The organism is Kosakonia sp. ML.JS2a, assembly GCF_025642095.1.
Lineage (GTDB): Bacteria > Pseudomonadota > Gammaproteobacteria > Enterobacterales > Enterobacteriaceae.
In genome coordinates, this window is sequence record NZ_CP106754.1 from 3,209,313 (window position 1) to 3,232,872 (window position 23,560).

Annotated in this window: 23 protein-coding genes; 4 read left to right on the forward strand and 19 right to left on the reverse strand. The window is 54.1% G+C overall.

Annotated elements, in window-relative coordinates:
• Positions 1 to 2 precede the first annotated feature (2 nt).
• On the reverse strand, positions 3 to 377 hold the full coding sequence (locus tag N7922_RS15275; protein ID WP_263097119.1) for a YcfL family protein: 375 nt from the start codon (positions 375 to 377) through the stop codon (positions 3 to 5).
• A 1-nt stretch (position 378) separates the two neighbouring features.
• On the reverse strand, positions 379 to 738 hold the full coding sequence (gene hinT / locus N7922_RS15280) for a purine nucleoside phosphoramidase (protein ID WP_061494873.1): 360 nt from the start codon (positions 736 to 738) through the stop codon (positions 379 to 381).
• A gap of 339 nt (positions 739 to 1,077) precedes the next feature.
• Between hinT and fhuE the strand changes: the two genes are divergently transcribed.
• On the forward strand, positions 1,078 to 3,285 hold the full coding sequence (gene fhuE / locus N7922_RS15285) for a ferric-rhodotorulic acid/ferric-coprogen receptor FhuE (protein WP_263097120.1): 2,208 nt from the start codon (positions 1,078 to 1,080) through the stop codon (positions 3,283 to 3,285).
• 113 nt (positions 3,286 to 3,398) lie between these two features.
• Here the strand turns inward: fhuE and ptsG are convergent, their stop codons facing one another.
• The 14 genes from ptsG to yceD all read right to left on the reverse strand — a co-directional run bounded on the left by ptsG (position 3,399) and on the right by yceD (position 15,771).
• Entirely contained in the window at positions 3,399 to 4,832 is a 1,434-nt protein-coding gene (ptsG, locus tag N7922_RS15290; protein WP_263097121.1) for a PTS glucose transporter subunit IIBC, read from the reverse strand.
• Between the two features lie 299 nt (positions 4,833 to 5,131).
• A complete protein-coding gene (locus tag N7922_RS15295) occupies positions 5,132 to 5,926 on the reverse strand; it encodes a metal-dependent hydrolase (RefSeq protein WP_263097122.1) in 795 nt (264 codons plus the stop codon).
• A 10-nt stretch (positions 5,927 to 5,936) separates the two neighbouring features.
• Positions 5,937 to 6,941, reverse strand: coding sequence for a DNA polymerase III subunit delta' (holB, locus tag N7922_RS15300; protein WP_263097123.1), 1,005 nt, complete (start codon positions 6,939 to 6,941; stop codon positions 5,937 to 5,939).
• The gene (tmk, locus tag N7922_RS15305) at positions 6,938 to 7,579 is read right to left on the reverse strand and encodes a dTMP kinase (protein ID WP_263097124.1); all 642 of its coding nucleotides are present in this window, start codon (positions 7,577 to 7,579) and stop codon (positions 6,938 to 6,940) included. The genes holB and tmk overlap by 4 nt, the downstream gene beginning before the upstream one ends.
• Positions 7,569 to 8,591, reverse strand: a complete 1,023-nt coding sequence (gene yceG / locus N7922_RS15310; RefSeq protein ID WP_263097125.1) for a cell division protein YceG — start codon at positions 8,589 to 8,591, stop codon at positions 7,569 to 7,571. The genes tmk and yceG overlap by 11 nt, the downstream gene beginning before the upstream one ends.
• A complete protein-coding gene (pabC, locus tag N7922_RS15315; RefSeq protein ID WP_263097126.1) occupies positions 8,588 to 9,403 on the reverse strand; it encodes an aminodeoxychorismate lyase in 816 nt (271 codons plus the stop codon). Before pabC ends, yceG begins: the two co-directional genes overlap by 4 nt.
• A 111-nt stretch (positions 9,404 to 9,514) precedes the next feature.
• A complete protein-coding gene (gene fabF, locus N7922_RS15320) occupies positions 9,515 to 10,756 on the reverse strand; it encodes a beta-ketoacyl-ACP synthase II (protein WP_263097127.1) in 1,242 nt (413 codons plus the stop codon).
• Positions 10,757 to 10,847: 91 nt separating this feature from the next.
• Positions 10,848 to 11,084, reverse strand: coding sequence for an acyl carrier protein (gene acpP / locus N7922_RS15325; RefSeq protein ID WP_000103754.1), 237 nt, complete (start codon positions 11,082 to 11,084; stop codon positions 10,848 to 10,850).
• A gap of 154 nt (positions 11,085 to 11,238) precedes the next feature.
• Positions 11,239 to 11,973, reverse strand: a complete 735-nt coding sequence (gene fabG, locus N7922_RS15330) for a 3-oxoacyl-ACP reductase FabG (protein WP_061494863.1) — start codon at positions 11,971 to 11,973, stop codon at positions 11,239 to 11,241.
• A gap of 12 nt (positions 11,974 to 11,985) precedes the next feature.
• Positions 11,986 to 12,915, reverse strand: coding sequence for an ACP S-malonyltransferase (gene fabD, locus N7922_RS15335; protein WP_263097129.1), 930 nt, complete (start codon positions 12,913 to 12,915; stop codon positions 11,986 to 11,988).
• Between the two features lie 16 nt (positions 12,916 to 12,931).
• Positions 12,932 to 13,885 carry a beta-ketoacyl-ACP synthase III gene (locus tag N7922_RS15340; protein ID WP_263097130.1) on the reverse strand — a complete coding sequence of 318 codons (954 nt, stop codon included), beginning with the start codon at positions 13,883 to 13,885 and terminating at the stop codon, positions 12,932 to 12,934.
• Positions 13,886 to 13,891: 6 nt separating this feature from the next.
• A complete protein-coding gene (plsX, locus tag N7922_RS15345; RefSeq protein ID WP_263097131.1) occupies positions 13,892 to 14,980 on the reverse strand; it encodes a phosphate acyltransferase PlsX in 1,089 nt (362 codons plus the stop codon).
• Positions 14,981 to 15,059: 79 nt separating this feature from the next.
• Positions 15,060 to 15,233, reverse strand: coding sequence for a 50S ribosomal protein L32 (rpmF, locus tag N7922_RS15350; RefSeq protein ID WP_020457446.1), 174 nt, complete (start codon positions 15,231 to 15,233; stop codon positions 15,060 to 15,062).
• A 16-nt stretch (positions 15,234 to 15,249) separates the two neighbouring features.
• Positions 15,250 to 15,771 (reverse strand): 23S rRNA accumulation protein YceD, encoded by a 522-nt coding sequence (gene yceD, locus N7922_RS15355; protein WP_263097132.1) that lies wholly within the window; start codon positions 15,769 to 15,771, stop codon positions 15,250 to 15,252.
• A gap of 141 nt (positions 15,772 to 15,912) precedes the next feature.
• Between yceD and N7922_RS15360 the strand changes: the two genes are divergently transcribed.
• Positions 15,913 to 16,497 (forward strand): Maf family protein, encoded by a 585-nt coding sequence (locus N7922_RS15360; RefSeq protein WP_263097133.1) that lies wholly within the window; start codon positions 15,913 to 15,915, stop codon positions 16,495 to 16,497.
• 86 nt (positions 16,498 to 16,583) lie between these two features.
• Positions 16,584 to 17,735, forward strand: a complete 1,152-nt coding sequence (locus N7922_RS15365) for a dienelactone hydrolase family protein (protein ID WP_263097134.1) — start codon at positions 16,584 to 16,586, stop codon at positions 17,733 to 17,735.
• Positions 17,736 to 17,774: 39 nt separating this feature from the next.
• Here the strand turns inward: N7922_RS15365 and rluC are convergent, their stop codons facing one another.
• Positions 17,775 to 18,728, reverse strand: a complete 954-nt coding sequence (rluC, locus tag N7922_RS15370) for a 23S rRNA pseudouridine(955/2504/2580) synthase RluC (RefSeq protein ID WP_263097135.1) — start codon at positions 18,726 to 18,728, stop codon at positions 17,775 to 17,777.
• Between the two features lie 108 nt (positions 18,729 to 18,836).
• The gene (locus tag N7922_RS15375) at positions 18,837 to 19,256 is read right to left on the reverse strand and encodes a hypothetical protein (protein WP_263097136.1); all 420 of its coding nucleotides are present in this window, start codon (positions 19,254 to 19,256) and stop codon (positions 18,837 to 18,839) included.
• Between the two features lie 44 nt (positions 19,257 to 19,300).
• Between N7922_RS15375 and rne the strand changes: the two genes are divergently transcribed.
• Positions 19,301 to 22,468, forward strand: a complete 3,168-nt coding sequence (rne, locus tag N7922_RS15380) for a ribonuclease E (protein ID WP_263097137.1) — start codon at positions 19,301 to 19,303, stop codon at positions 22,466 to 22,468.
• Between the two features lie 40 nt (positions 22,469 to 22,508).
• On the opposite strand, the gene N7922_RS15385 is transcribed toward rne, so the two are convergent.
• Complete coding sequence (locus N7922_RS15385) at positions 22,509 to 23,447, reverse strand: LysR family transcriptional regulator (protein ID WP_263097138.1); 939 nt, start codon at positions 23,445 to 23,447, stop codon at positions 22,509 to 22,511.
• Between the last annotated feature and the right edge of the window lie 113 nt (positions 23,448 to 23,560).

Here is a 23,560-nt window from a genome sequence, read left to right on the forward strand (position 1 = left end):
CCTTACAGGTAGAGATAAAGTCTGACATTGCGTGCGCCCAGATAGTTGGCGCTCCCGTAGAGTGTCACACCGGAATTCGCCGGAATGGTCACGCTACGCGGCGCTTCCAGGGGATGCATTTCCAGACCTCTGGCGTCATACCAGTAAAAACGATAATGCACAGTAACGGGTTGTTGCCTCTCATTAAATAGCCGCGAAGACGCGGATGGCTGGAGTTCTTCGGTACTTAATGTCGGCGGCTGCGCGGTAATGCCCGCCGCCAGTATACTGGACTCCATCACCAGCGTTTGATTGCTGGCAACCGGAATCGCCGGACGCGAACTGCACCCCGCCAGCGTCAACGCCGCCAGTAATAAGGCAACACGCCCTGTGGTCATGTTACAGGCCTTTATGAGCCAGCATCGGCCCAAGCGCCCGTCCGCCAAGCAGGTGCATATGAATATGATAAACTTCCTGCCCGCCATGACGATTACAATTCATGATCAAACGGTAACCGTCTTCGTCGATACCTTCGTCACGGGCGATTTTCGCCGCCACCGTCAACATGCGTCCAAGCGTCTGTTCATGCGCTTCGGTCACATCGTTCACGGTAGGGATCAGGATATTCGGCACAATGAGTACATGCGTGGGGGCTTGCGGGGAAATGTCACGAAAAGCGGTGACCAGCTCATCCTGATACACAATGTCTGACGGAATTTCGCGGCGGATAATTTTACTGAAAATGGTTTCTTCGGCCATGACGTTTTCCTTTTTTGAGCGCGGGAAGATGCCCGCAGCCGTCGTCAATTACTTGCCCTAGAGTATGATCGAGTTTCTCTTGTCGTTTCAACCAAAACGCTGTTTTTCTTTCCGCTTTCAGGCACCTCTGACGCAGGAATAGCCAACCCTTCCGTTCCACTACGGTGAAACAGCATTTCAGTAATAAATCTTACATCTGTTTACATCCATGGAGTGAATGCGTATATTTCGCATTTGCATTTTCATGCGCAATTAATACCAGGCAAATTAAAAAATCCGCCTGACGCGACAACGTATCGCCGCCGGGCACTCCCTCTAACACACCATTAAGGTTTATTCATGTCTTTCACTCATCACGCCAGGGACGCAGCGCGTCCGGTAGCCGCCACACCTTCTCTGCTCGCCGCGTGCATTGCCCTGGCGTTGGCGCCTTCTGCTGCCTTTGCGGCTGATAAAGCATCTGAAGATACCGTGGTCGTAGACGGCGCAGCGCTAAGCACCGCCGACAGTCAGGATCAGGATTACAGCGTTAAAACCACGACAACCGGCACCAAACTGTTGCTGGTGCCGCGCGATATTCCGCAATCCGTGAGCGTGGTAAGTCAGCAGCGTATGCAAGACCAGCAACTGAACACGATTGAGCAGGTTCTGGATAACACCATTGGCGTAAGCGCCTCGCGCATCGACTCGCACCGGACAAATTTCTTTGCGCGTGGTTTCTTCATCAGTAACTTTGCCTATGAAGATATGCCAACCTTCCTTGATAACCGCTGGAACTTTGGCGATACCGCTGGCGATACCGCCATTTACGACAAGATTGAAGTGGTGCGCGGTGCAGCTGGTCTGATGAGTGGCACCGGTAACCCGTCAGCCTACGTCAATATGGTGCGTAAGCATGCGGACAGCAAAGAGTTCAAAGGCAGCGCAACCGCAACGTACGGTAGTTGGGATAATCAACGCTACGTTCTCGACTTACAAGCACCATTGACAGAGTCCGGTAATGTGCGTGGTCGCATGATCACCGGCTACCAGGATAAAGATTCGTGGATTGAGCGTAACCATTACCGCAAAAAATTCATCACCGGTGTTGTGGATGCAGACCTCACCGATTCCACCACCCTGTCTGTGGGATATGACTATCAGGAAAGCCAGGAAGACAGCCCGACCTGGGGTGGTGTCCCGTCGATGTACAGCGATGGTAGCCGTACGCATTTCCGCCGTGGTTTCAACACAGCGGCTGACTGGGCCTACTCAAATGTGGACTCCACGAAAATTTTCGCCAATCTGACGCAGCGTTTTGATAACGGCTGGGAAGCGAAAGTTAACGCCATGCATGCGGAAACCAATTTCGACAGCAAACTGATGTATATCGATGGCTATCCGGATAAAAACACCGGTCTCTTCGATGCCTCGCAATGGCAAGGTGCCTGGGGCGGTTGGAACCGTGGTGAGCGTAAGCAGGACTCCGTAGATGCGTTCGTGCGCGGCGGTTACGATCTCTTTGGTCGTCAACATGAAGTGATGTTCGGCGGCAGCTACAGCCGTCAGCGTAATAACTATGACAACTCTTACCCGGTTAATGACAATTCCGGTCTGATGGACGTTGGTAATATTAATCGTTACAACGGCAATACGCTCGCGGACCCAACCTGGTCAGACTGGACGCTCTATCAGCGGGATGTGATCCGCCAGAAATCCGTCTATGCTGCAACCCGTATCTCGCTGGCTGATCCCCTCCACCTTATTCTGGGCGCGCGTTACACCGAGTGGAGCGCAAAATACAACCTGGAACGTAAACCGGATGAAATCCGCAACAGCAAGTCCGATGATGTGACGCCGTATGCGGGGCTGATTTATGACATCGATGACACCTGGTCTGTGTACGGCAGTTATACCTCTATCTTTGAGCCTTCAAGCCAACGCGATATCAACAGCGAGTTCCTCGACCCAACGACAGGTAAAAGCTACGAAGCCGGGGTGAAAGGCGACTGGTTTAACACGCGCCTGACGGCAACGTTTGCCGTATTCCGTACCGAGCAGGATCACGTTGCTGTCTCGACGGGCGAGTACATCCCGAACTCTGGTGGCCAGACGGCGTATAAATCCGTGAACGGCACCGTCAGCAAAGGGGTTGAATTTGAACTGAATGGCGCAGTGACCGACAACCTGCAACTGACTTTCGGCGCCAGCCGCTTTATGGCGGAAGATGGCGACGGGGTTGCGGTTAACCCGGAGCAAGCGCGTACGACGATGAAATTGTTTACCCGCTACCAGTTGCCGATGCTGCCTGAGCTTGCTTTTGGCGGCGGTGCGCGCTGGCAAAACAAAAGCTGGCAGGATATTAAAGGCCCGAATGGCAATATGCATATCACCCAGAGCGGCTACACCGTGGTTGACCTGTTTACCCGTTACCAGGCCACTAAAAACTTCGCGATTCAGGCAAACCTGAACAATGTGTTCGATAAAGAGTATTACGATTATCTGGGCACCTATGGGGTTTATGGCGCGCCGCGTAACTTCTCTATCAGCGCGAACTACAGTTTCTGATAACAGTGTTAAACGCAAAGGGAGCCTGATGGCTCCCTTTTTTACGCTCTTGCATCATCACAACCCATAAAAAAGGGAGCCATCAGGCTCCCTCAGTCTCCCCAGACTATGACTTAGTTATTACGGATGTATTCATCCATCTCGGTTTTCAGGTTATCGGATTTCGTACCGAAAATCGCCTGCACACCGGAACCAGCCACAACCACACCCGCAGCGCCCAGTTTCTTCAGGCCAGCCTGATCCACTTTCGCTACGTCAGCAACGCTGACACGCAGACGCGTGATGCACGCATCCAGGTTGGTGATGTTTTCTTTACCGCCAAACGCCGTAACCAGAGCCGGAGCCATTTCGCTGGTTGCGCCAGCTTTGCTCTCTTCAGTGGTTTCTTCACGACCAGGGGTTTTCAGATCCAGCGCTTTAATCAGTACACGGAACACGGTGTAGTAAACAACCGCATAACCTGCACCGATAACCGGGAACAGCCACAGTTTGCTGCTGTTGCCGCTCAGTACGATGAAGTCAATCAGACCGTGAGAGAACGACGTACCGTCACGCATACCCAGCAGGATACAGATCGGGAATGCCAGACCCGCCAGAATCGCGTGGATGACATACAGGATCGGCGCAACGAACATGAAGGAGAATTCGATCGGCTCGGTGATACCGGTCAGGAACGAGGTCAGCGCTGCGGAGATCATGATACCGCCCACTTTCGCGCGGTTTTCCGGTTTAGCAGAGTGCCAGATAGCGATAGCGGCAGCCGGCAGACCGTACATTTTGAACAGGAAGCCGCCAGACAGTTTGCCCGCAGTCGGGTCGCCTGCCATGTAGCGCGGGATATCGCCGTGGAAAACCTGACCTGCTGCGTTGGTGAATTCACCGATCTGCATCTGGAAAGGTACGTTCCAGATGTGGTGCAGACCAAACGGCACCAGGCAACGTTCAATAAAGCCGTAGATACCGAACGCAACAACCGGGTTCTGGTAAGCAGCCCACTGAGAGAACGTCTGGATAGCGGTACCGATCGGCGGCCAAATGAAGGACAGGATCACACCGGTGAAAATCGCGGCCAGACCGGAAATGATCGGCACGAAACGCTTACCGGCGAAGAAGCCCAGGTACTCAGGCAGCTTGATACGGTAGAAACGGTTGAACATGTACGCTGCGATCGCACCGGAGATGATCCCCCCGAGAACACCGGTATCAGCCAGGTGTTTTGCGGCGATTTCTTCAGCAGGTAAATGCAGAACCAGCGGCGCAACAACAGCCATGGTCTTCACCATGATGCCGTAAGCAACAACCGCAGCCAGAGCTGAAACACCGTCGTTATTGGTGAAGCCCAGTGCAACACCGATAGCGAAGATCAGTGGCATGTTGGCAAAAACGGAACCGCCCGCTTCGGCCATAACATGGGAAACCACTTCTGGCAGCCAGCTGAAGTTTGCAGAACCGACGCCCAGCAGGATACCTGCGATAGGCAGTACGGATACTGGCAGCATCAGCGATTTACCGACCTTCTGCAGGTTAGCAAATGCATTCTTAAACATAATTGAGAGTGCTCCTGAGTATTAGTGCTTTTTTCTACGCTTTTGCGCATTGGCGCGGGGGGAGAGCCGCGCCGTGGGAAGGGCATCTAAGCGCCCCTTATTTATTACACAGAGTAAAATAAATCGATTTGGCTTTGTTTGATGGCTATCACGTTTCAGCCAGCGCGCGCTGCAAAACTCACGTTAATTTACAAAAGCCGCATGCCTTCGAATGAAAATCGTCCATCACCGCCTTTTTTATGGCGGTGAACTTTACTCTGATCGTTTATTAATTACGAGCCCTAAAATAAGCTGAAATTTCAGGCGGATTGCAGGCGGGAGGGATCGATATGAAACAGGCGGGCAAAGTTTTGCGTGGTTTGCCGGGCCAGTTCCTCAACGGAAACACCCTTTAATACCGCCATGTATTCGGCAACATCTCGGGTCATGGCGGGCTGGTTTTCCTTGCCACGGTGGGGTACTGGCGCAAGATACGGAGAGTCTGTCTCCACCAGCAGTCGATCCAACGGTACATAACGCGCCGCGTCGCGAAGCTGTTCAGCATTGCGGAAAGTAACAATACCGGAGAATGAGATATAAAAGCCCATATCCAGCAACTTACCCGCCGTTTCGCGATCTTCCGTAAAACAGTGCAGAACGCCGCCGCACTCGGTCACCTTCTCTTCCTGCAGAATTGCCAGCGTATCGGCGCGGGCATCGCGGGTGTGCACAATAACCGGTTTATTCAGCTCACGGCCAATGCGGATATGGTTGCGGAAAGAGACCTGCTGTTGCGGTTTGGTTTCCGGGGTATAAAAATAATCGAGGCCGGTTTCCCCCATCGCAACCACACCGGGTTCGGCTGCCAGCTGGCGTAAGGTCTCGACTTCGTAGCTTTCGTCCTGATTAAGCGGATGCACGCCACAGGAGAACACCACGTTGTCACGTTCGCCTACCAACTCTCGCATAGTGCGGTATCCCGGCAGCGTGGTGGCAACAGCAAGGCAAAATTTCACATCACGCGCGGCGGCTTTCGCCAGCACGTCATCCACGTCTTTATGCAAAGACTGATAATCAAGACCATCAAGATGGCAGTGCGAGTCGACTAAAAACATAATGTCTCTCTTAAAGATGAGATACAGGAAGCACAGCACCTGGTTGCAGGTAGCGTTCCAGAGTTAACAACAGATCGGTCAGCAAAAGTTCGCGGTTCACACCGGGCACACTGAGCAACTGCTCCCGGCAGGTAAACAACGCGTGTAAGAGCGCGTGCAACGTTTCACCGCGCATCTGGCGAGCAAGAGCGTGCACCAGCGCAGAGGAGTCCACATTACTGAGTAAGGTCGCGCCTTGCTGGACTTTCAGCGCATCCAGAAACAGCGCTGACATCCATTGCAAACGCTCAGCAACCCGCTCATGGTTCAGCGCAGGTAATGCGGCGAGCCAGTCACCGCTTTGCAGCGCTGTATCGACAGCCTGGCACAGCCCCAGCCGTTGCGCCCAGTGCTCTTCCTGCAATAATGCTTCCGCGGCCCCGGGTGATCCAGCACTCAGGCGAAGTGCGGTCAGTAGCGTTTCCGGCGAAGCCGTCACTTCACGGCCAAGCCATGCGCTGGCATAGTTTTCCGCAGGAGGCGCAAGGTGATGTAAACGACAGCGGCTGCGCAAAGTCGCCAACAATCGCGCGGGCTCACGACAGGCAAGGAAAAACCATGTCTGCGCCGGAGGCTCTTCCAGGGTTTTAAGCAGCGCATTCGCGGCCGCATCCGTCAGCAGCGCAGCATCCTGGATCCATACCACTTTTGCGCCACCCAGCCGCGCGTGTTCATACAATTTTTCGCTGACCTCGCGTACCGCATCAATACCCAGTGCGGTCTTGCCTTTTTCCGGCGTCAGCGTGTAATAGTCCGGATGTGTGCCTGCCTGCATAAGCTGGCAACCCCGGCAATGACCGCAGCTTTTATGCCCTTGTGGCGTCTGGCATAACAAAAGACGGCTGATCGCATAGATCAAGGCGTCTTCCCCCATGCCTGGCAATGCATGGATCAGTAACGCGTGGTGACCACGTCCGGCCTGATAACTGGCAACCAGTTGCTCAAAGTCCGGCCGCAGCCACGGATACCATCTCATGCGCCCTGCTCCTGGACCCACGCAATAATGGTCTGACGAATATTTTGCATAACATCCTCCAACGGCTGGGTCGCATCAATGGTGCGAATGGTGTCATCCTGCGCCGCCAGCTCAAGGTAACGGGCTCGCGTCCGGTTAAAGAAATCCAGCGATTCCTGCTCAATGCGATCCAGCTCGCCACGCGCACGCGCGCGTTTCAGTCCCACTTCCGGCGTCACATCAAGATAGAGGGTTAAGTCCGGGCGAAAATCCCCCAGCACCGCATCACGTAGGGTTGCCAGCATCGCCTGATCAATGCCGCGACCACCGCCCTGATAAGCCTGGGTGGAAAGGTCGTGCCGATCGCCAATGACCCACTGACCTTGCGCCAGTGCTGGTTTAATCACCGTTTCAACTAACTGTACCCGGGCAGCATAAAACATCAGCACTTCAGCTTTATCGCAAATGACTTCGTCACCGACAGAGCGAATATCCAGCACCAGGCTGCGCAGTTTTTCCGCCAACAGCGTCCCACCTGGCTCACGCGTGAAAACCATCTCGCCCACGCCTGATTCTTTAAGCGTGTTCACAATGACATCACGTGCCGAGGTTTTACCGGCGCCTTCAAGCCCTTCAATGACAATGTATTTACTGCCCATTTTTTTCCTTAAGTACTTTCAGATATTCCTGCACTGACCGGTTATGGCTGGCGAGATTGGTATTAAACGTGTGCCCGCCTTTGCCGTCGGCCACAAAATAGAGATACGGCGTCTTCGCCGGATGCGCCGCCGCTTTCAACGAAGCTTCAGCCGGTATCGCAATGGGTCCCGGCGGCATACCGCTTATTACATAGGTATTGTATTCCGTCGGTGTATCTAAATCGGCGCGCGACAGCTTACCATTATAACGCGCCCCCATCCCGTAGATCACCGTCGGATCGGTCTGTAGCTTCATGCCAACGCGCAAGCGGTTAATAAATACCGATGCGACCTGATCGCGTTCACTGGCCACGGCAGTCTCTTTTTCGATAATCGAGGCCATGGTAACCAACTGGTTCTGGTCTTTGTAGGGCAGCCCCTCCATACGCCCTTCCCAGACCTGCTCAACGGCCCGCACCATCTTTTGATGCGCGCGCTTCAGCAATGCCACATCGGTGGTGTTAGCGGTGTACATCCAGGTATCGGGCCAGAACCAGCCTTCCACCCACTCCGGATGTTCCAGCTTCAGGGCCTGCGCGACGGTGGCGTAATCATCATCTTTCAGTGTGTGTTTGATCCACGGCGCGTCACGCAACTGCTTAAGGTAGTCACTCAACCGCATGCCTTCGACCAAACGCAGCGGGAATTGTGCCTCTTTACCGCTTTCCAGCAACTGCAACATTTCACGAACGGTCATACCCGGTGTAAAACGATAGGTCCCGGCCTTAAAGTGCGAGAGATCCGGCTCCAGCTTGAGCAACCACTGGAATACCCGTGGGCGGTTGATCACCTTCTCGTTATACAACTGCTCACCCAGTGCCAGACGACCCGTTCCGGCCGACAGAGAAAAAATGAGTTCGTCCTTGATCAGGATCTTGCTGTCAGCCAGTTGGCGAACCTTCCACACACCCGCTCCCGCTGCGATAACCATCACCACCAGCAGGAGGAGAACAACGCGTAACATTTTCTTCATGACTGATTTATCTGCTCACACAAGGGGGATAAAAAGTGGTACACATCACGTGCGGTCCAGTGGAGATCACCCCACTGCCGAACCGGGACTACCGGCATCAGCGCGTTGCAAATAAGCACTTCTTCCGCTTGCCGCAACACATCCTGCCGCGCATTCACTTCGACAACGTTAAAACCTGAAGATGCCAGTTGCCGCATACAATATTGGCGCATAATGCCATCAACACCGGCCTGATCCAGGCGGGGAGTAAAGACATCCCTGCCCTGACGCCAGAAAAGATTGGCCGCACAGCACTCAGTGAGCCAGCCATCGCTGTCCAGTACCAGCGCTTCATCGGCATCAGTCTGTTCCAGGTGAGCGCGGACCAGTACTTGCTCCAGCCGATTAAGATGTTTGATACCAGCCAGCAGAGGGTTTCGCCCAAGGCGAACCGGGCTAAGCGCCAGCGTCACGCCATTCTGCCGCCAGCGTTCGTAATGCGCCGGCTTAGCGGAAACGGAAAGGATGCGCGTAGGTGTAACACAGTTCGCCGCGCTGTAACCACGACCGCCTGCGCCACGGCTGATGATGACTTTTACAACACCATCGTCTCTTTCTTTCGCCAGCCTGTTCATCTCCCGCTCCAGTACTGGCCAGTCGACGAACGGAATAAATAAACGCGCGCATGCCTGCCGTAAGCGTTGCAGGTGCGCGGCGAGAAACTGGATCTGCCCGTCAATAATGCGTGCAGTGGTAAAACACCCGTCGCCAAATTGTGTTGCCCGGTCAGTGGCGGCAAGCGTTTGCTGCTCAATGCCATTAATCAAGAACATGGAGGCTCCTTATGCATGGCCGGACAGTTTGGCAGGATGAAAAGCAGAGAACAAGCGGAGAAAACCGAATAGAAAAGGCCCGCCAAGCGGGCCTTAATATGGCTGAGATAATCAGACTTTTTTGAAAATCAGCGAACCATTAGTACCGCCGAAGCCAAAGGAGTTACACAGGGTGTACTCCATGCCGCTGACCTGGCGCGCTTCGTGTGGCACGAAGTCCAGATCGCAACCTTCATCCGGGTTATCCAGGTTGATGGTTGGCGGAATAGCCTGATCGCGCAGCGCAAGGATTGAGTAGATAGACTCAACAGCGCCCGCTGCACCTAACAGGTGGCCGGTCATGGATTTGGTGGAGCTCACCATCACACGTTTCGCTGCATCGCCAAATACCGATTTCACCGCCTGAGCCTCAGCTTTATCACCAGCCGGAGTGGAGGTACCGTGTGCATTCACATAGCCAATCTGACCCGGCTCAATGCCCGCATCGCGCAATGCATTGACCATGGCCAGCGCAGCACCCGCACCGCTTTCCGGCGGAGAAGTCATGTGGTAGGCATCACTGCTCATGCCAAACCCGATGATTTCTGCATAAATTTTCGCGCCGCGTTTTTTCGCGTGCTCGTACTCTTCAAGCATAATGATACCGGCGCCATCGCCCAGTACAAAACCATCACGGTCTTTGTCCCACGGACGACTTGCCGCCTGCGGGTTGTCATTACGGTTGGAGAGTGCGCGCGCTGCGCCGAATCCACCAACGCCCAGCGGGGTACTGGCTTTCTCTGCACCACCTGCCAGCATTGCATCAGCATCGCCATAAGCAATGATACGCGCTGCGTGACCGATGTTATGCACGCCGGACGTACACGCCGTTGCAATTGAAATGCTCGGACCTTGCAGGCCGAACATGATAGTCAGATGACCTGCCACCATGTTCACAATCGTCGACGGAACGAAGAACGGGCTGATTTTGCGCGGTCCACCGTTGACAAGAGAGCTGTGGTTTTCTTCGATCAAGCCGAGACCGCCAATGCCGGAGCCAATCGCTGCGCCAATACGGGATGCGTTCTCTTCGGTGACTTCAAGGCCAGAATCATGCATGGCCTGCACGCCAGCCACAATTCCATATTGAATGAAATCATCCATCTTGCGCTGTTCTTTGCGCGAGATGATGTCTTCACAGTTAAAATCCTTTACTAAGCCAGCAAATTTGGTTGCATAGGCGCTAGTATCGAAATGGTCGATCAGGCTGATGCCACTCTGACCGGCAAGGAGAGCTTTCCAGGTAGACTCTACGGTATTGCCGACAGGAGACAACATGCCCAGTCCGGTCACAACTACACGACGCTTAGACACGTTTGTCCTCCAGGGAGGGATAAATAAAGAGATTCGTGGGATTACATTAGATAAAACTCAGGCGGTCGAGTGACCGCCTGGAGATGTTCACTTACGCCTGGTGGCCGTTGATGTAATCAATGGCAGCCTGAACGGTGGTGATTTTCTCAGCTTCTTCGTCCGGAATCTCAGTATCAAACTCTTCTTCCAGAGCCATTACCAGCTCAACGGTGTCAAGAGAATCAGCGCCCAGGTCTTCAACGAAGGAAGCATTGTTGGTAACTTCTTCCTGCTTAACGCCCAGCTGTTCGCCGATAATTTTCTTAACGCGTTCTTCGATAGTGCTCATACTCTTAAATTTCCTATCAAAACTCGCTTTCGCGATGGTTTTCGTAGTGTATAAAATGTTGAAAAATTTGCAACTAAATCCCGGCAGTTCTTACCACGATTTTACGCTATTCTGAGGCTTTTCCCCCTAATAACGCAAATAAATTTCATCGTGGTTAAACCATATACATTCCGCCGTTGACGTGCAGGGTTTCACCAGTGATGTAACCTGCCTCGTCAGAGGCTAAAAATGCAACCGCGCTGGCGATTTCCTGAGCGCCGCCAAGACGGCCCGCAGGAACCTGCGCCAGGATACCCGCACGCTGATCATCAGACAGCGCACGCGTCATGTCCGTTTCAATAAAACCCGGAGCAACAACGTTCACCGTAATACCGCGGGACGCGACTTCACGCGCCAGCGATTTACTGAAACCGATTAGACCCGCTTTAGCCGCAGCATAGTTGGCCTGACCAGCATTTCCCATGGTACCGACCACAGAACCGATAGTGATAATACGCCCATGACGTTTTTTCATCATAGCGCGCATTACCGCTTTTGACAGACGGAAAACAGATGAAAGATTGGTATCGAGGATATCGTTCCACTCGTCATCTTTCATGCGCATCAGCAGGTTATCACGGGTGATACCGGCATTATTAACCAGAATATCAACCTCGCCAAACTCCGCGCGGATATTTTCCAGAACGGATTCGATAGATGCTGCATCGGTCACATTCAACAACAGACCTTTGCCGTTCGCACCTAAATAATCGCTGATCGCCTTAGCACCATTTTCGCTGGTCGCAGTACCGATGACTTTTGCGCCACGCGCAACAAGCGTCTCAGCAATTGCACGGCCAATACCGCGACTTGCACCGGTAACCAGCGCGACTTTTCCTTCAAAACTCATGGTTTTCCTCTTTTATTGCGCAAGTGCCTCTGACATCGCGTTCGGCTCATTGAGGGCCGAGGCAGTCAGGGTGTCAACAATACGTTTTGTCAGGCCAGTGAGGACTTTACCCGGGCCAACTTCATACAGGTGCTCAATGCCCTGCGCCGCCATAAACTCAACGCTCTTCGTCCATTGCACCGGGCTATAAAGCTGACGCACCAGCGCGTCACGAATCGCTTCCGGCGTTGTCTCGCACTTCACATCCACATTATTCACTACCGCGATTTGCGGTGCGTTAAATGTAATGCTGTTCAGTTCAACGGCCAGTTTTTCTGCCGCGGGTTTCATCAACGCGCAGTGAGACGGTACGCTGACCGGCAATGGCAGAGCACGTTTCGCGCCAGCAGCTTTACAGGCAGCGCCAGCGCGTTCAACCGCTTCTTTATTCCCCGCAATGACGACCTGCCCCGGTGAGTTATAGTTCACCGGCGACACCACCTGACCTGCAGCGGATTCTTCACAGGCTTTGGCAATCGACGCATCGTCGAGACCGATGATTGCCGACATTGCGCCAGTTCCTTCCGGAACGGCTTCCTGCATAAACTTACCACGCAGCTCAACCAGGCGAACCGCGTCAGCGAAAGCCAGCACGCCTGCGCACACCAGCGCAGAATATTCACCGAGGCTGTGTCCCGCCATCAACACAGGTGTTTTGCCACCCTGCTGCTGCCATACGCGCCACAGCGCGACGGAAGCCGTCAACAGTGCCGGTTGCGTCTGCCAGGTTTTATTCAACTCTTCCGCAGGGCCTTGTTGTACCAGCGCCCAGAGATCATAGCCCAGCGCAGCAGAGGCTTCAGCAAACGTTTGTTCAATCACCGGGTAAGTTGCAGCCATATCAGCCAGCATACCAACCGTTTGGGAACCCTGCCCAGGGAACACAAATGCAAATTGCGTCATGTTTTTATCCTTATACTCAGAAACGAACCAGCGCAGAGCCCCAGGTGAACCCACCACCGAACGCTTCGAGCAGGATCAACTGACCCGGTTTAATGCGCCCGTCGCGTACCGCTTCATCAAGCGCGCTGGGAACGGAAGCCGCAGAAGTATTGCCGTGACGATCCAACGTCACAACAACATTGTCCATCGACATACCCAGTTTTTTCGCTGTCGCGCTGATAATTCGCAGGTTAGCCTGATGCGGCACCAGCCAGTCAAGCTCGCTGCGCTCCAGATTATTGGCCGCTAATGTTTCATCAACAATACGCGCCAGTTCAGTGACCGCAACTTTAAAGACTTCATTACCCGCCATTGTCAGGTAAACGGAATTTTCCGGCGTCACGCGATCCAGATTCGGTAACGTTAGCAGTTCACCATAACTACCGTCCGCGTGCAGATGTGTAGAGATGATACCCGGCTCTTCAGAGGCACCCAGTACGACCGCGCCAGCGCCGTCGCCAAACAGAATAATTGTGCCGCGATCTTCCGGATCCAACGTACGCGCCAGCACATCAGAACCGATAACCAGCGCATGTTTCACCGCACCGGTTTTAACATATTGATCGGCAATGCTCAGCGCATAGGTAAAACCAGCGCAGGCTGCAGCGACATCAAACGCCGGACAACCTTTGATCTCCAGCATATTCTGAATCTGGCAAGCCGCGCTCGGGAATGCATGCGTTGCGGATGTCGTCGCAACAATAATCAAACCGATCTGGTCTTTATCGATGCCGGCCATTTCCAGCGCGCGTTTAGCGGCCTCAAAGCCCATGGTCGAAACAGTTTCGTTTGCAGCGGCGATGCGACGCTCACGGATCCCTGTACGGCTGACAATCCATTCGTCAGACGTTTCCACCATTGTTTCTAAATCGGCGTTTGTTCGAACCTGCTCGGGCAGAAAGCTGCCGGTACCAATAATCTTCGTATACATGTACGCTCAGTCACTCTCGGGTAATATACACACACTCTGGTTTTCGCCGCTCGATGCGGACGAAGCAGGATGGGCGTACACAGATTCCAGGCGAGCGGCGATCCGTTGTGGAACCTGCCGCTGCACCGCCTGCACTGCCTGTTCAATCGCGACGGTAAACGCTCGCTGATTGGCAGCACCATGACTTTTAATCACCGTGCCGCGCAATCCTAACAGACAGGCGCCATTATACTGGTCGGGGTTGAGGTGACTGAATCGCCTTGTCAGGCTTTTTTGTAACCAACGCTTTAATAAAATCAGCCACCACGACCTTTTTTGCCCCTCGCCCTGAGATTTCAGCAACGAAAGGAACATTCTGACAACACCCTCCATGGTTTTTAATGTGACATTTCCCGTGAAACCGTCACAAACCAGCACATCCGTCTTGCCGGTGAGTAATTCATTCGCTTCCAGATAGCCAATGTAGTTCATTGCCGGAACCGAGCGTAATAATGCAGCAGCGTCGCGGATGCTGTCATGGCCTTTGGTTTCTTCTTCACCAATATTCAGTAACGCAACGCGCGGATTTGTAATTCCAAGGATCTCTTCCGCCATAACTGCGCCCATTACCGCAAATTGCGACAACATTGTACTGTCACAATCCACATTAGCGCCGAGATCCAGCACCACTGTTTTGCCCTTTTGCTGATGGGGCAATACCGTCACCAACGCCGGACGCTCAATACCTTCAATCGGTTTGAGCAGCATTTTCGCCAGCCCCATCAACGCGCCAGTATTACCTGCGCTCACGCAGGCCTGGGCGCGCCCTGCTTTCACCAGCTCAAGCGCAATGCGCATTGAACTACCGCGACTGTTACGAATAGCCTGCGCGGCGCGCGCATCACTGGCAATAACTGACTGTGCAGGAACGATCAGCAAACGCGATCGCTGCTCGAAATCAGCTTTGGCAAGTAATGGCGTGATAGCGTCGGGATCGCCGACTAAAAGAAGATTGAGTTGAGAATTAGAGTTCAGTGCCTGCAAAGCTGCAGGCACTGTCACGGAAGGACCAAAATCCCCTCCCATGACATCTAACGCCAGGGTTAGACGTGTCAAGGTATCGTCGCAGCCTGGTTCGGTTTATCCCCGCTTACGCGGGGAAATCCTCACTAAGCTTCATCACGCTTGCGCGTGATTACTTAGTGATAACCTTGCGACCGCGGTAGAAACCGTCGGCGGTAACATGGTGACGCAGGTGGGTTTCACCAGAAGTTTTGTCTACAGACAGGCTGGTGACTGCGGTCAGCGCGTCATGGGAACGACGCATGCCACGTTTGGAACGGGTTGGTTTATTCTGTTGTACGGCCATGGACCTTACTCCTTAATTACTTACGCTTTAAGCTGGCTAATACGGCAAATGGATTTGGTTTTTGCGCTTCATCAGGCAGTTCACCAAAGACCATGTCCGCCTCGGACACTTCACAGTGTTCAGAATCATGCACCGGAACTACAGGCAAGGAGAGAATGATTTCATCCTCAACCAAGGCCAGCAGATCGATTTCGCCGAATTCGTTAACCTCAATCGGCTCATACGCTTCCGGCAGTGCTTCAGCCTGCTCATCTGAACGCACAGGACTGAAACAATACGTTGTGTGAACATGATGGGTGAACGGTTTCCCGCAACGCTGGCATTCGAGCGATACCGTTATCTTCGCCTCTCCGGTTAACACGGCGAGACGCTGATTATCGATAGCGAACGACATGGAGCACTCCACATCACTGTCCACGCTGACTACAGACCCGGCAACACGCTCAACCTGCTCGGGGGTATAGATACCCTCGTAATCAAGGCGTTTTTGAGCCGTACGAACCGGGTCAAGAGTCAGGGGTAATTTTACCTTTTGCATAGGGCGCGCATATTAACTTTGTAACGTCATAGAGTCAAAGAAAAAGGCAGCCTGAGGTTGCCTTTTGCCAATAATTCGCACACATTGCGGCCTACAGTTTAAAATGCCTGTCATTGTTAAGCCATATTTGGTGAAAAAAATATGTCTGCTCTCATCCTTGCGTCAACTTCTCCGTATCGTCGCGCCCTGCTGGAAAAACTGGGATTATCGTTTGAATGCGCCGCGCCGCAAACCGACGAAACACCCCGTCCAGGCGAGTCTCCGCGCCACCTGGTCCTGCGCCTGGCGCAGGAAAAAGCGCAATCATTGGCACACGCCTGGCCCCGGCATCTGATTATTGGTTCGGATCAGGTCTGTGTGCTTGACGGTGAAATTACCGGTAAACCTCACACGGAAGAAAATGCGCGCCAGCAATTAATGAAAGCCAGTGGAAATATCGTCACTTTTTATACGGGTCTTGCGCTGTATAATTCTGCAACCGGCCATTTACAGACTGAATGTGAACCTTTCGATGTCCACTTTCGTCACTTGAGTGAGCAGGAGATCGACGATTATGTGCGCAAAGAGCGCCCGCTAAACTGTGCTGGCAGCTTCAAAAGCGAAGGACTGGGGATCGCGCTGTTTGAGCGCCTCGACGGTCGGGACCCAAATACCCTGGTGGGGCTGCCGTTGATTGCCTTATGCCAGATGCTGCGACGTGAGCACTGTAACCCACTGTTAAGTTAATGCTTTACCGATCACAGATTCCTTTTTAATCAGCCGTTACATTCATCACCAATATTGAAACAACGTTTTAATTAAAAGGAGAGGTGATGAATATTTCCCGCAGCCTGGCGCTGGCGCTAACTCTGCTGGCGTCAGTCAGCGCCAGCGCACAGGAAGAGTGGCAAACACAGGGCGTTGTCGAGGGGAATCTGCCTGCTGGCTGGCAGACGCTGAAAACGCAGATGCGCTACCCCGATTCCTGGTTATCCGGGAAATATAACAATTTCCCGCAATGGAAAGCCCACAGCCGCCAGTTATTTCGCAACGCGCTACTCACCCCAAATGCCACAAAACCTTTTGCCCCGCACACGATTACCAAAGAGGATCGAGGCAGCTATACCGCCGAAAAGCTGGCGATAACAATCACTGATGACAATCGCATCGCCGCACTGCTACTCATGCCCAAAACGCCGGGTCCCCACCCTGCCATCGTATTGCTTCACGATCACGGGTCAAAATTTGATATTGGCAAGGAGAAGGTGATCCGCCCCTGGGGTGATGCAGAAAAACTGGCCAGCGCGCAGGCCTGGGCAGACAAATTCTTCAGCGGTAAATTTATTGGCGATGAACTGGCGAAGCGCGGTTACGCAGTGATTGCTATTGACAGCCCCGGCTGGGGCGATCGCGGCCCAATGGTTTACGAGCAGCAACAGGCGCTGGCAAGCAATTATTTTAACCTTGGCCGCTCACTGGGTGGAGAAGTGGCTTATGAAGATATGCGCACGGTGGATTTTATCGCCTCTCATCCACAGGTGGACAACCAGCGTATCGGCGTGGTGGGATTTTCTATGGGCGGCTTCCGCGCATGGCAACTGGCGGCGCTGAGCGATAAGGTCGCGGCGACGGCCGTGATTTCATGGTTTGGCACCTACAATGGTCTGATGCAGCCTGGGAATAATGTTCTGCGCGGGCAATCCGCCTTTTACATGTTGCACCCCGGCATGCCGGCACATATGGACATTCCCGATATCGCCAGCATCGCCGCGCCGAAACCCATGCTGATTTATAGCGGCGGCAAAGACAAACTGTTCCCGGCTGAAGCCGTGCAGGAAGCGTTCACAAAAGTGGAGAAGGTCTGGTCATCGCAAAACGCCGCAGACAAACTGGTCACAAAAACCTGGCCAGAACTGGGGCACGTTTTCTACCAAGAACAGCAGGATGAGGTTTTTCCGTGGCTGGATAAATGGCTGAAACCCTAACCAAAGCAGTGTTCCCCTCTCCGGACGAGAGGGGAAATATCATTTGGCATTACGCAGGACTTGCAGGCAGTGCTTGAGTGCATTATCCAGCGGTGCTTCAATACGCAGCGTTTCGCCCGTGTGCGGGTGGGTAAACTTAAGCGCGGCTGCATGCAGAAACAGGCGTGACAAACCCGTTGACGCCAGTTGCTTGTCAAATTCACGGTCGCCATAACGATCGTCAAAAGCAATAGGATGCCCTGCATGTTGCGTATGCACACGGATCTGGTGCGTCCTGCCCGTCACCGGACTGCAGCGCACCAGCGTGGCGAACGCATAGCGCTCTTCCACTTTAAAGCGGGTTTCCGAGGGCTTGCCTTCACTGTTCACACGCACAATGCGCTCACCGCTTTGCAGGATATTTTTCAGCAACGGCGCCTGCACCACTTTGACATGGGACTGCCATTGCCCGCGCACCAGCGCCAGGTAATCTTTTTGCATATCCTTGCCGCGCAACTGTTCATGAAGGGAACGCAGCGCTGAGCGTTTTTTTGCCACCAGCAGCACACCCGAGGTGTCGCGATCGAGACGGTGCACCAGTTCAAGGAACCGCGCCTCAGGACGCAACGCCCGTAGCCCTTCGATCACACCAAAACTCAAACCACTGCCGCCATGCACTGCCGTGCCGGAAGGTTTGTTCAGCACCAGGATATGATCGTCTTCGTAGAGAATGACTTCGCTTAACTGGGCGACTTTTTGCAGATGCGGCGAAACGGCCTCTTCTTCTTTCTCCGCCACGCGTACTGGCGGAATGCGCACTTCATCACCGGCTTCCAGTTTGTACTCCGGTTTAATGCGTTTTTTGTTCACCCGCACTTCGCCTTTACGCAAAATGCGATAGATCATGCTTTTCGGCACACCTTTTAGTTGGGTGCGCAAAAAATTATCGATGCGTTGCCCCGCTTCGTCAGCGGAAATGGCAACAAATTTTACGGATGGTGTCTCAGTTTTCATGGGTGGCGATTCTAAATAGCCTGGATGATTAGCGCCACTCATTTTTATATGCTTATATTTACCTTTGAGCCTGGCTTGCTCCGTTTTACACAGTTGATTCGGCGGTTATTAAACCGATCCATAGTCAAAGGTGAAAAAACTGTGAGTAACCGGGTGATAAATGGTAAAAGTCAGCTTGCTATAACAGGGTTCGCAAGGAATAATGTTGCCGTTTTCCGTGTTGAATTTTGCTAAAACAAGTAAATGAGCGGAATGACCAGTTTTGCCTGTCCGATCATACACGCAGCAATGGCGTAAGACGTATTGAACTTTCAGGCAGTTAGCGGGCTGCGGGTTGCAGTCCTTACCGGTAGATGGAATCTTCTCTGGAGAGTTTTTCCCAGGCTGTTCCCCTGATAATTGCGCTGTTTTTTCCACAGGAAATACAGGCAGCCGACACACTGCGCCTCTTAAGCGAACGACAACCGTGAGGTTGGCGACGTGAATAGTCACGAGGCCATCGGTTCTCCCCCGGAAAGGCGTCATCATGCCCGCAGCTTAGTCGTCAATGTAAGAATAATGAGTAAGTTACGATGAAAAGAATGTTAATCAACGCAACTCAGCAGGAAGAGTTGCGTGTCGCCCTTGTTGATGGGCAGCGCCTGTACGACCTGGATATCGAAAGCCCGGGCCACGAACAGAAAAAAGCGAACATCTACAAAGGCAAAATCACCCGCATTGAACCGAGCCTTGAAGCTGCATTTGTTGATTACGGAGCTGAGCGCCACGGTTTTCTCCCTCTTAAAGAAATCGCCCGCGAATACTTCCCTGCCAGCTACAACGCCCATGGCCGTCCGAACATCAAAGATGTGCTGCGCGAAGGTCAGGAAGTCATTGTTCAGATCGATAAAGAAGAGCGCGGCAACAAAGGCGCGGCGCTTACTACCTTTATCAGCCTTGCTGGCAGCTACCTGGTATTGATGCCAAATAACCCGCGTGCGGGCGGTATCTCCCGTCGCATTGAAGGCGACGACCGCACCGAGCTGAAAGAAGCGCTGTCCAGTCTGGAACTGCCTGATGGCATGGGTCTGATTGTCCGTACCGCTGGTGTAGGCAAATCCGCCGACGCGCTGCAGTGGGATCTGAGTTTCCGTCTGAAACACTGGGAAGCCATCCAGAAAGCCGCAGAAAGCCGCCCTGCGCCGTTCCTGATCCATCAGGAAAGCAACGTGATTGTGCGCGCTTTCCGCGATTACCTGCGCCAGGACATCGGCGAAATCCTGATCGATAACCCGAAAGTGCTTGAGCTGGCTCGCCAGCATATCTCCGCGCTGGGTCGTCCGGATTTCAGCAGTAAAATCAAACTGTACACCGGTGAAATCCCGCTGTTCAGCCACTATCAGATTGAGTCGCAGATCGAGTCTGCTTTCCAGCGTGAAGTGCGCCTGCCTTCCGGCGGCTCAATTGTTATTGATACGACCGAAGCGCTGACCGCCATCGATATCAACTCCGCTCGCGCAACCCGCGGCGGCGATATCGAAGAGACGGCGTTTAACACCAACCTGGAAGCGGCGGATGAAATTGCCCGTCAGTTGCGCTTGCGCGACCTTGGCGGTCTGATTGTTATCGACTTCATCGACATGACGCCAGTTCGTCACCAGCGCGCGGTGGAAAACCGTCTGCGTGAAGCGGTGCGTCAGGACCGTGCGCGTATCCAAATCAGCCATATTTCCCGCTTCGGTCTGCTGGAGATGTCCCGCCAGCGTCTGAGTCCGTCGCTTGGCGAATCCAGCCATCATGTTTGCCCGCGCTGCAGCGGTACCGGCACCATTCGTGACAACGAATCCTTGTCGCTGTCTATTCTGCGTTTGATTGAAGAAGAAGCGCTGAAAGAAAACACGCAGGAAGTGCATGCTATCGTTCCGGTGCAGGTTGCCTCGTACCTGTTGAACGAAAAACGCGCCGCCGTCAGCGCGATCGAAGCCCGTCAGGGTGGCGTACGCTGCGTGATCGTTCCGAACGATCAGATGGAAACCCCGCACTACTCCGTACTGCGCGTGCGTAAAGGTGAAGAGACCCCGACCCTGAGCTACCTGCTGCCGAAACTGCATGAGGAAGCGATGGCGTTGCCGTCTGAGGAAGAAGTGCCCGAACGTAAGCGTCCGGAACAACCGGCGCTGGCCACCTTTGTCATGCCGGATGTGCCGCCAGTACCGCAAGCGCCTGCGGCTACGCCTGTTGCCACCACACAGCCAGCCTCCGTTGCCGCACCGGCTACGCCGGGTCTTCTGGGCCGTTTCTTCTCCGCACTGAAAGGCCTGTTTGCCGGCGAAACCGCGCCAGCATCGGTTGAAGTGAAAGAAGAAGAGAAGAAAAACGAGGGCGAGAAACAAGAACGCCAGCAGGATCGTCGTAAATCCCGTCAGGGCAACCGTCGCGATCGTAATGAACGCCGTGATTCCCGCGGTGAAGGCAATGAAGCACGTGAAGGCCGTGACAACCGCGAAGGCCGCGAAGAAAATCGCCGCAATCGCCGTGAAAAATCACCGCAGAATGCCGAAACCCGCGAAGTTCGCCAGCCAGTTGCCGCAGAAGACGCTGATAAAGCAAAACCGCGCGACGAGCAGCAACCGCGCCGCGAACGCAATCGCCGCCGTAATGATGACAAACGTCAGGCGCAGCAGGATGTGAAAGAGCTGAACCACGACGAACAAACTGCACCGGAAACGGAACAGGAAGAGCGTGTACAGACGATGCCGCGCCGTAAGCAGCGTCAACTGAACCAGAAAGTGCGTATTGGCGAGCAGAATGCAGAAGCCGTTGTTGAAAAGGCAACGGTCCAGGATGCACCGGCACAACGTACTGAACTGGCGAAAGTTGATCTGCCTGCTGTTGCAGACAGTGCCATCGCACAGGAACAGGATGAGAACGGAGACGCGCGTGAAAACGCGATGCCGCGCCGCTCACGTCGTTCCCCGCGCCACCTACGCGTCAGCGGTCAACGTCGTCGCCGCTACCGCGATGAGCGCTACCCGCTGCAGTCCGCTATGCCTTTGACCGTTGCCTGCGCCTCGCCGGAAATGGCTTCAGGTAAAGTGTGGATCAGCTACCCGGTTGCGCGCCCGCAGGACGAGCAGCAGGTTCAGGATAGCGAAGTGGAGCAGAATATCGCCACTGAGCAGGATGTCGCTCCGGCCATCGCCGAAGCGCAACTGGTCTCCAGTCAGCCGACTGAAGTGGCAGAAGCGCCTGCGTCGGTTGAAACGGCCGAAGCTGAAACCGTTGAACCAGCGATGGCTGAACCGCAAACGCCGGTTGAAGCGCCTGAGCCTGTTGTCGTTGAAACCACGCATCCGGAAGTGATTGAAACCCCGGTAGAGGATCAGCCGCAACTGCTTGCTGAGGAAGATCGTACCGTGGCTGAAGCAGTGGTTGAGGAGGTGCAGCCTGCACAACCTGCAGTGGTTGCCGAGCCTGTGGCTGAAACCGCAGCAGAAGAAGTAACGGAAGAAACCGCGACGCCGGTTATTGAAGCGCCGGTCATTACTGCTGCCACAGCGCCAGTTGCTGCGCCGGTGGCGCGTAAGGTCGCCACTGCACCAATGACCAAAGCGCCTGCGCCAGCCTATGTGCCGGAAGCACCGCGTCATAGCGATTGGGTACGTCCGGACTTCGGATTCGCAGGTAAAGGATCGGCGGGCGGCCACAGCGCCACGCACTCCGCTACCGCGCCGGCAACAAAACCGCCGTCAGTCGACTAACCCGACCGACAGTAAAAGCCGACCTCCGGGTCGGCTTTTTTTATGCCCGATGCGCTGGTTGACGCATACCGCCCAGCCCCGGCATCACTTCCCGCATCAGTTGCAGAAACTTGCGTAACCGTGCGGGATAATAACGTGCCCACGGATAAACCAGATGCACCGGCAACGGTGCTGCCTGCCACTCCGGCAACAGCGCCACCAGCTTCCCGGCACGAATTTCTTCTTCCACCGCCCAACTGGAGATCACCGCCACCCCCAGCCCTGCAATGGCGGTGTTACGCGCCGCATACAGACTGTCTGTATAAAGCCGGGGGGAAATCGCCACCTGCTCCGTCTCGCCGTTGAGCTGATGCGTAAGATGGATTTCATGCTGGTAAAAAGTATTCAGCGCTATCCACGGCAATGCGGAGAGCTGTTGTGGCGTTTCTATTGCGGGAAAACGCGCAAGCACTGCGGGCGCCGCCACCAGACTGCGAGGCACTTCCGCCAGCAACACCGACACGGTCGACGGGTCAACTTCTGCCCCTACGCGAATGGCGCAATCGATATTTGCACTGAGGAAATCCACCGTTTTATCGTTAAGCATCCACTCTACCGATAGCTGTGGATGGCGTTCCAGGAATTGCGTTAACGGCCCCAGCAATTGTTCCTGACCAAACGCATGCGGTGCACGTACCCGTAATATTCCCACCGGTTCATCGTCCGACTGACTCAGCTCATCCTCCAGTGCGACCCATGCGTCCGTCACGCGTTTCGCATGCTGATAGCAGCGTTCTCCATCATCCGTGAGTTTCATCGCATGGGTGGTGCGCAGCAGCAGTTTTACGCCAAGCAGGCTTTCCAGCGACTGCAAACGTCGGCTCACTGTCGCTTGTGTGGTGTCCAGCTGGCGCGCTGCTGCCGACAGCGATCCCGCCTCGATGATACGGATAAACGTCCGCATCAGATCCACTCTATCTATACGCTCTTGCCGTTTCATAACAATCACTTTTATACGTTACGCGTATAACCGTTTTACCACTCCGCTGACTACCGCGCTATATCGGGATAAGCAAAAATGTGCCCACACCGTAGCTTTGCTACGCACCGGTT

What these genes read in the sequence shown, in the direction of transcription:
- N7922_RS15275 (WP_263097119.1), bottom strand. Translation starts at nt 377, where the DNA reads ATGACCACAGGGCGTGTTGCCTTATTACTGGCGGCGTTGACGCTGGCG.
- hinT (WP_061494873.1), bottom strand. Translation starts at nt 738, where the DNA reads ATGGCCGAAGAAACCATTTTCAGTAAAATTATCCGCCGCGAAATTCCG.
- fhuE (WP_263097120.1), top strand. Translation starts at nt 1,078, where the DNA reads ATGTCTTTCACTCATCACGCCAGGGACGCAGCGCGTCCGGTAGCCGCC.
- ptsG (WP_263097121.1), bottom strand. Translation starts at nt 4,832, where the DNA reads ATGTTTAAGAATGCATTTGCTAACCTGCAGAAGGTCGGTAAATCGCTG.
- N7922_RS15295 (WP_263097122.1), bottom strand. Translation starts at nt 5,926, where the DNA reads ATGTTTTTAGTCGACTCGCACTGCCATCTTGATGGTCTTGATTATCAG.
- holB (WP_263097123.1), bottom strand. Translation starts at nt 6,941, where the DNA reads ATGAGATGGTATCCGTGGCTGCGGCCGGACTTTGAGCAACTGGTTGCC.
- tmk (WP_263097124.1), bottom strand. Translation starts at nt 7,579, where the DNA reads ATGGGCAGTAAATACATTGTCATTGAAGGGCTTGAAGGCGCCGGTAAA.
- yceG (WP_263097125.1), bottom strand. Translation starts at nt 8,591, where the DNA reads ATGAAGAAAATGTTACGCGTTGTTCTCCTCCTGCTGGTGGTGATGGTT.
- pabC (WP_263097126.1), bottom strand. Translation starts at nt 9,403, where the DNA reads ATGTTCTTGATTAATGGCATTGAGCAGCAAACGCTTGCCGCCACTGAC.
- acpP (WP_000103754.1), bottom strand. Translation starts at nt 11,084, where the DNA reads ATGAGCACTATCGAAGAACGCGTTAAGAAAATTATCGGCGAACAGCTG.
- fabG (WP_061494863.1), bottom strand. Translation starts at nt 11,973, where the DNA reads ATGAGTTTTGAAGGAAAAGTCGCGCTGGTTACCGGTGCAAGTCGCGGT.
- fabD (WP_263097129.1), bottom strand. Translation starts at nt 12,915, where the DNA reads ATGACGCAATTTGCATTTGTGTTCCCTGGGCAGGGTTCCCAAACGGTT.
- N7922_RS15340 (WP_263097130.1), bottom strand. Translation starts at nt 13,885, where the DNA reads ATGTATACGAAGATTATTGGTACCGGCAGCTTTCTGCCCGAGCAGGTT.
- rpmF (WP_020457446.1), bottom strand. Translation starts at nt 15,233, where the DNA reads ATGGCCGTACAACAGAATAAACCAACCCGTTCCAAACGTGGCATGCGT.
- yceD (WP_263097132.1), bottom strand. Translation starts at nt 15,771, where the DNA reads ATGCAAAAGGTAAAATTACCCCTGACTCTTGACCCGGTTCGTACGGCT.
- N7922_RS15360 (WP_263097133.1), top strand. Translation starts at nt 15,913, where the DNA reads ATGTCTGCTCTCATCCTTGCGTCAACTTCTCCGTATCGTCGCGCCCTG.
- N7922_RS15365 (WP_263097134.1), top strand. Translation starts at nt 16,584, where the DNA reads ATGAATATTTCCCGCAGCCTGGCGCTGGCGCTAACTCTGCTGGCGTCA.
- rluC (WP_263097135.1), bottom strand. Translation starts at nt 18,728, where the DNA reads ATGAAAACTGAGACACCATCCGTAAAATTTGTTGCCATTTCCGCTGAC.
- N7922_RS15375 (WP_263097136.1), bottom strand. Translation starts at nt 19,256, where the DNA reads ATGATGACGCCTTTCCGGGGGAGAACCGATGGCCTCGTGACTATTCAC.
- rne (WP_263097137.1), top strand. Translation starts at nt 19,301, where the DNA reads ATGAAAAGAATGTTAATCAACGCAACTCAGCAGGAAGAGTTGCGTGTC.
- N7922_RS15385 (WP_263097138.1), bottom strand. Translation starts at nt 23,447, where the DNA reads ATGAAACGGCAAGAGCGTATAGATAGAGTGGATCTGATGCGGACGTTT.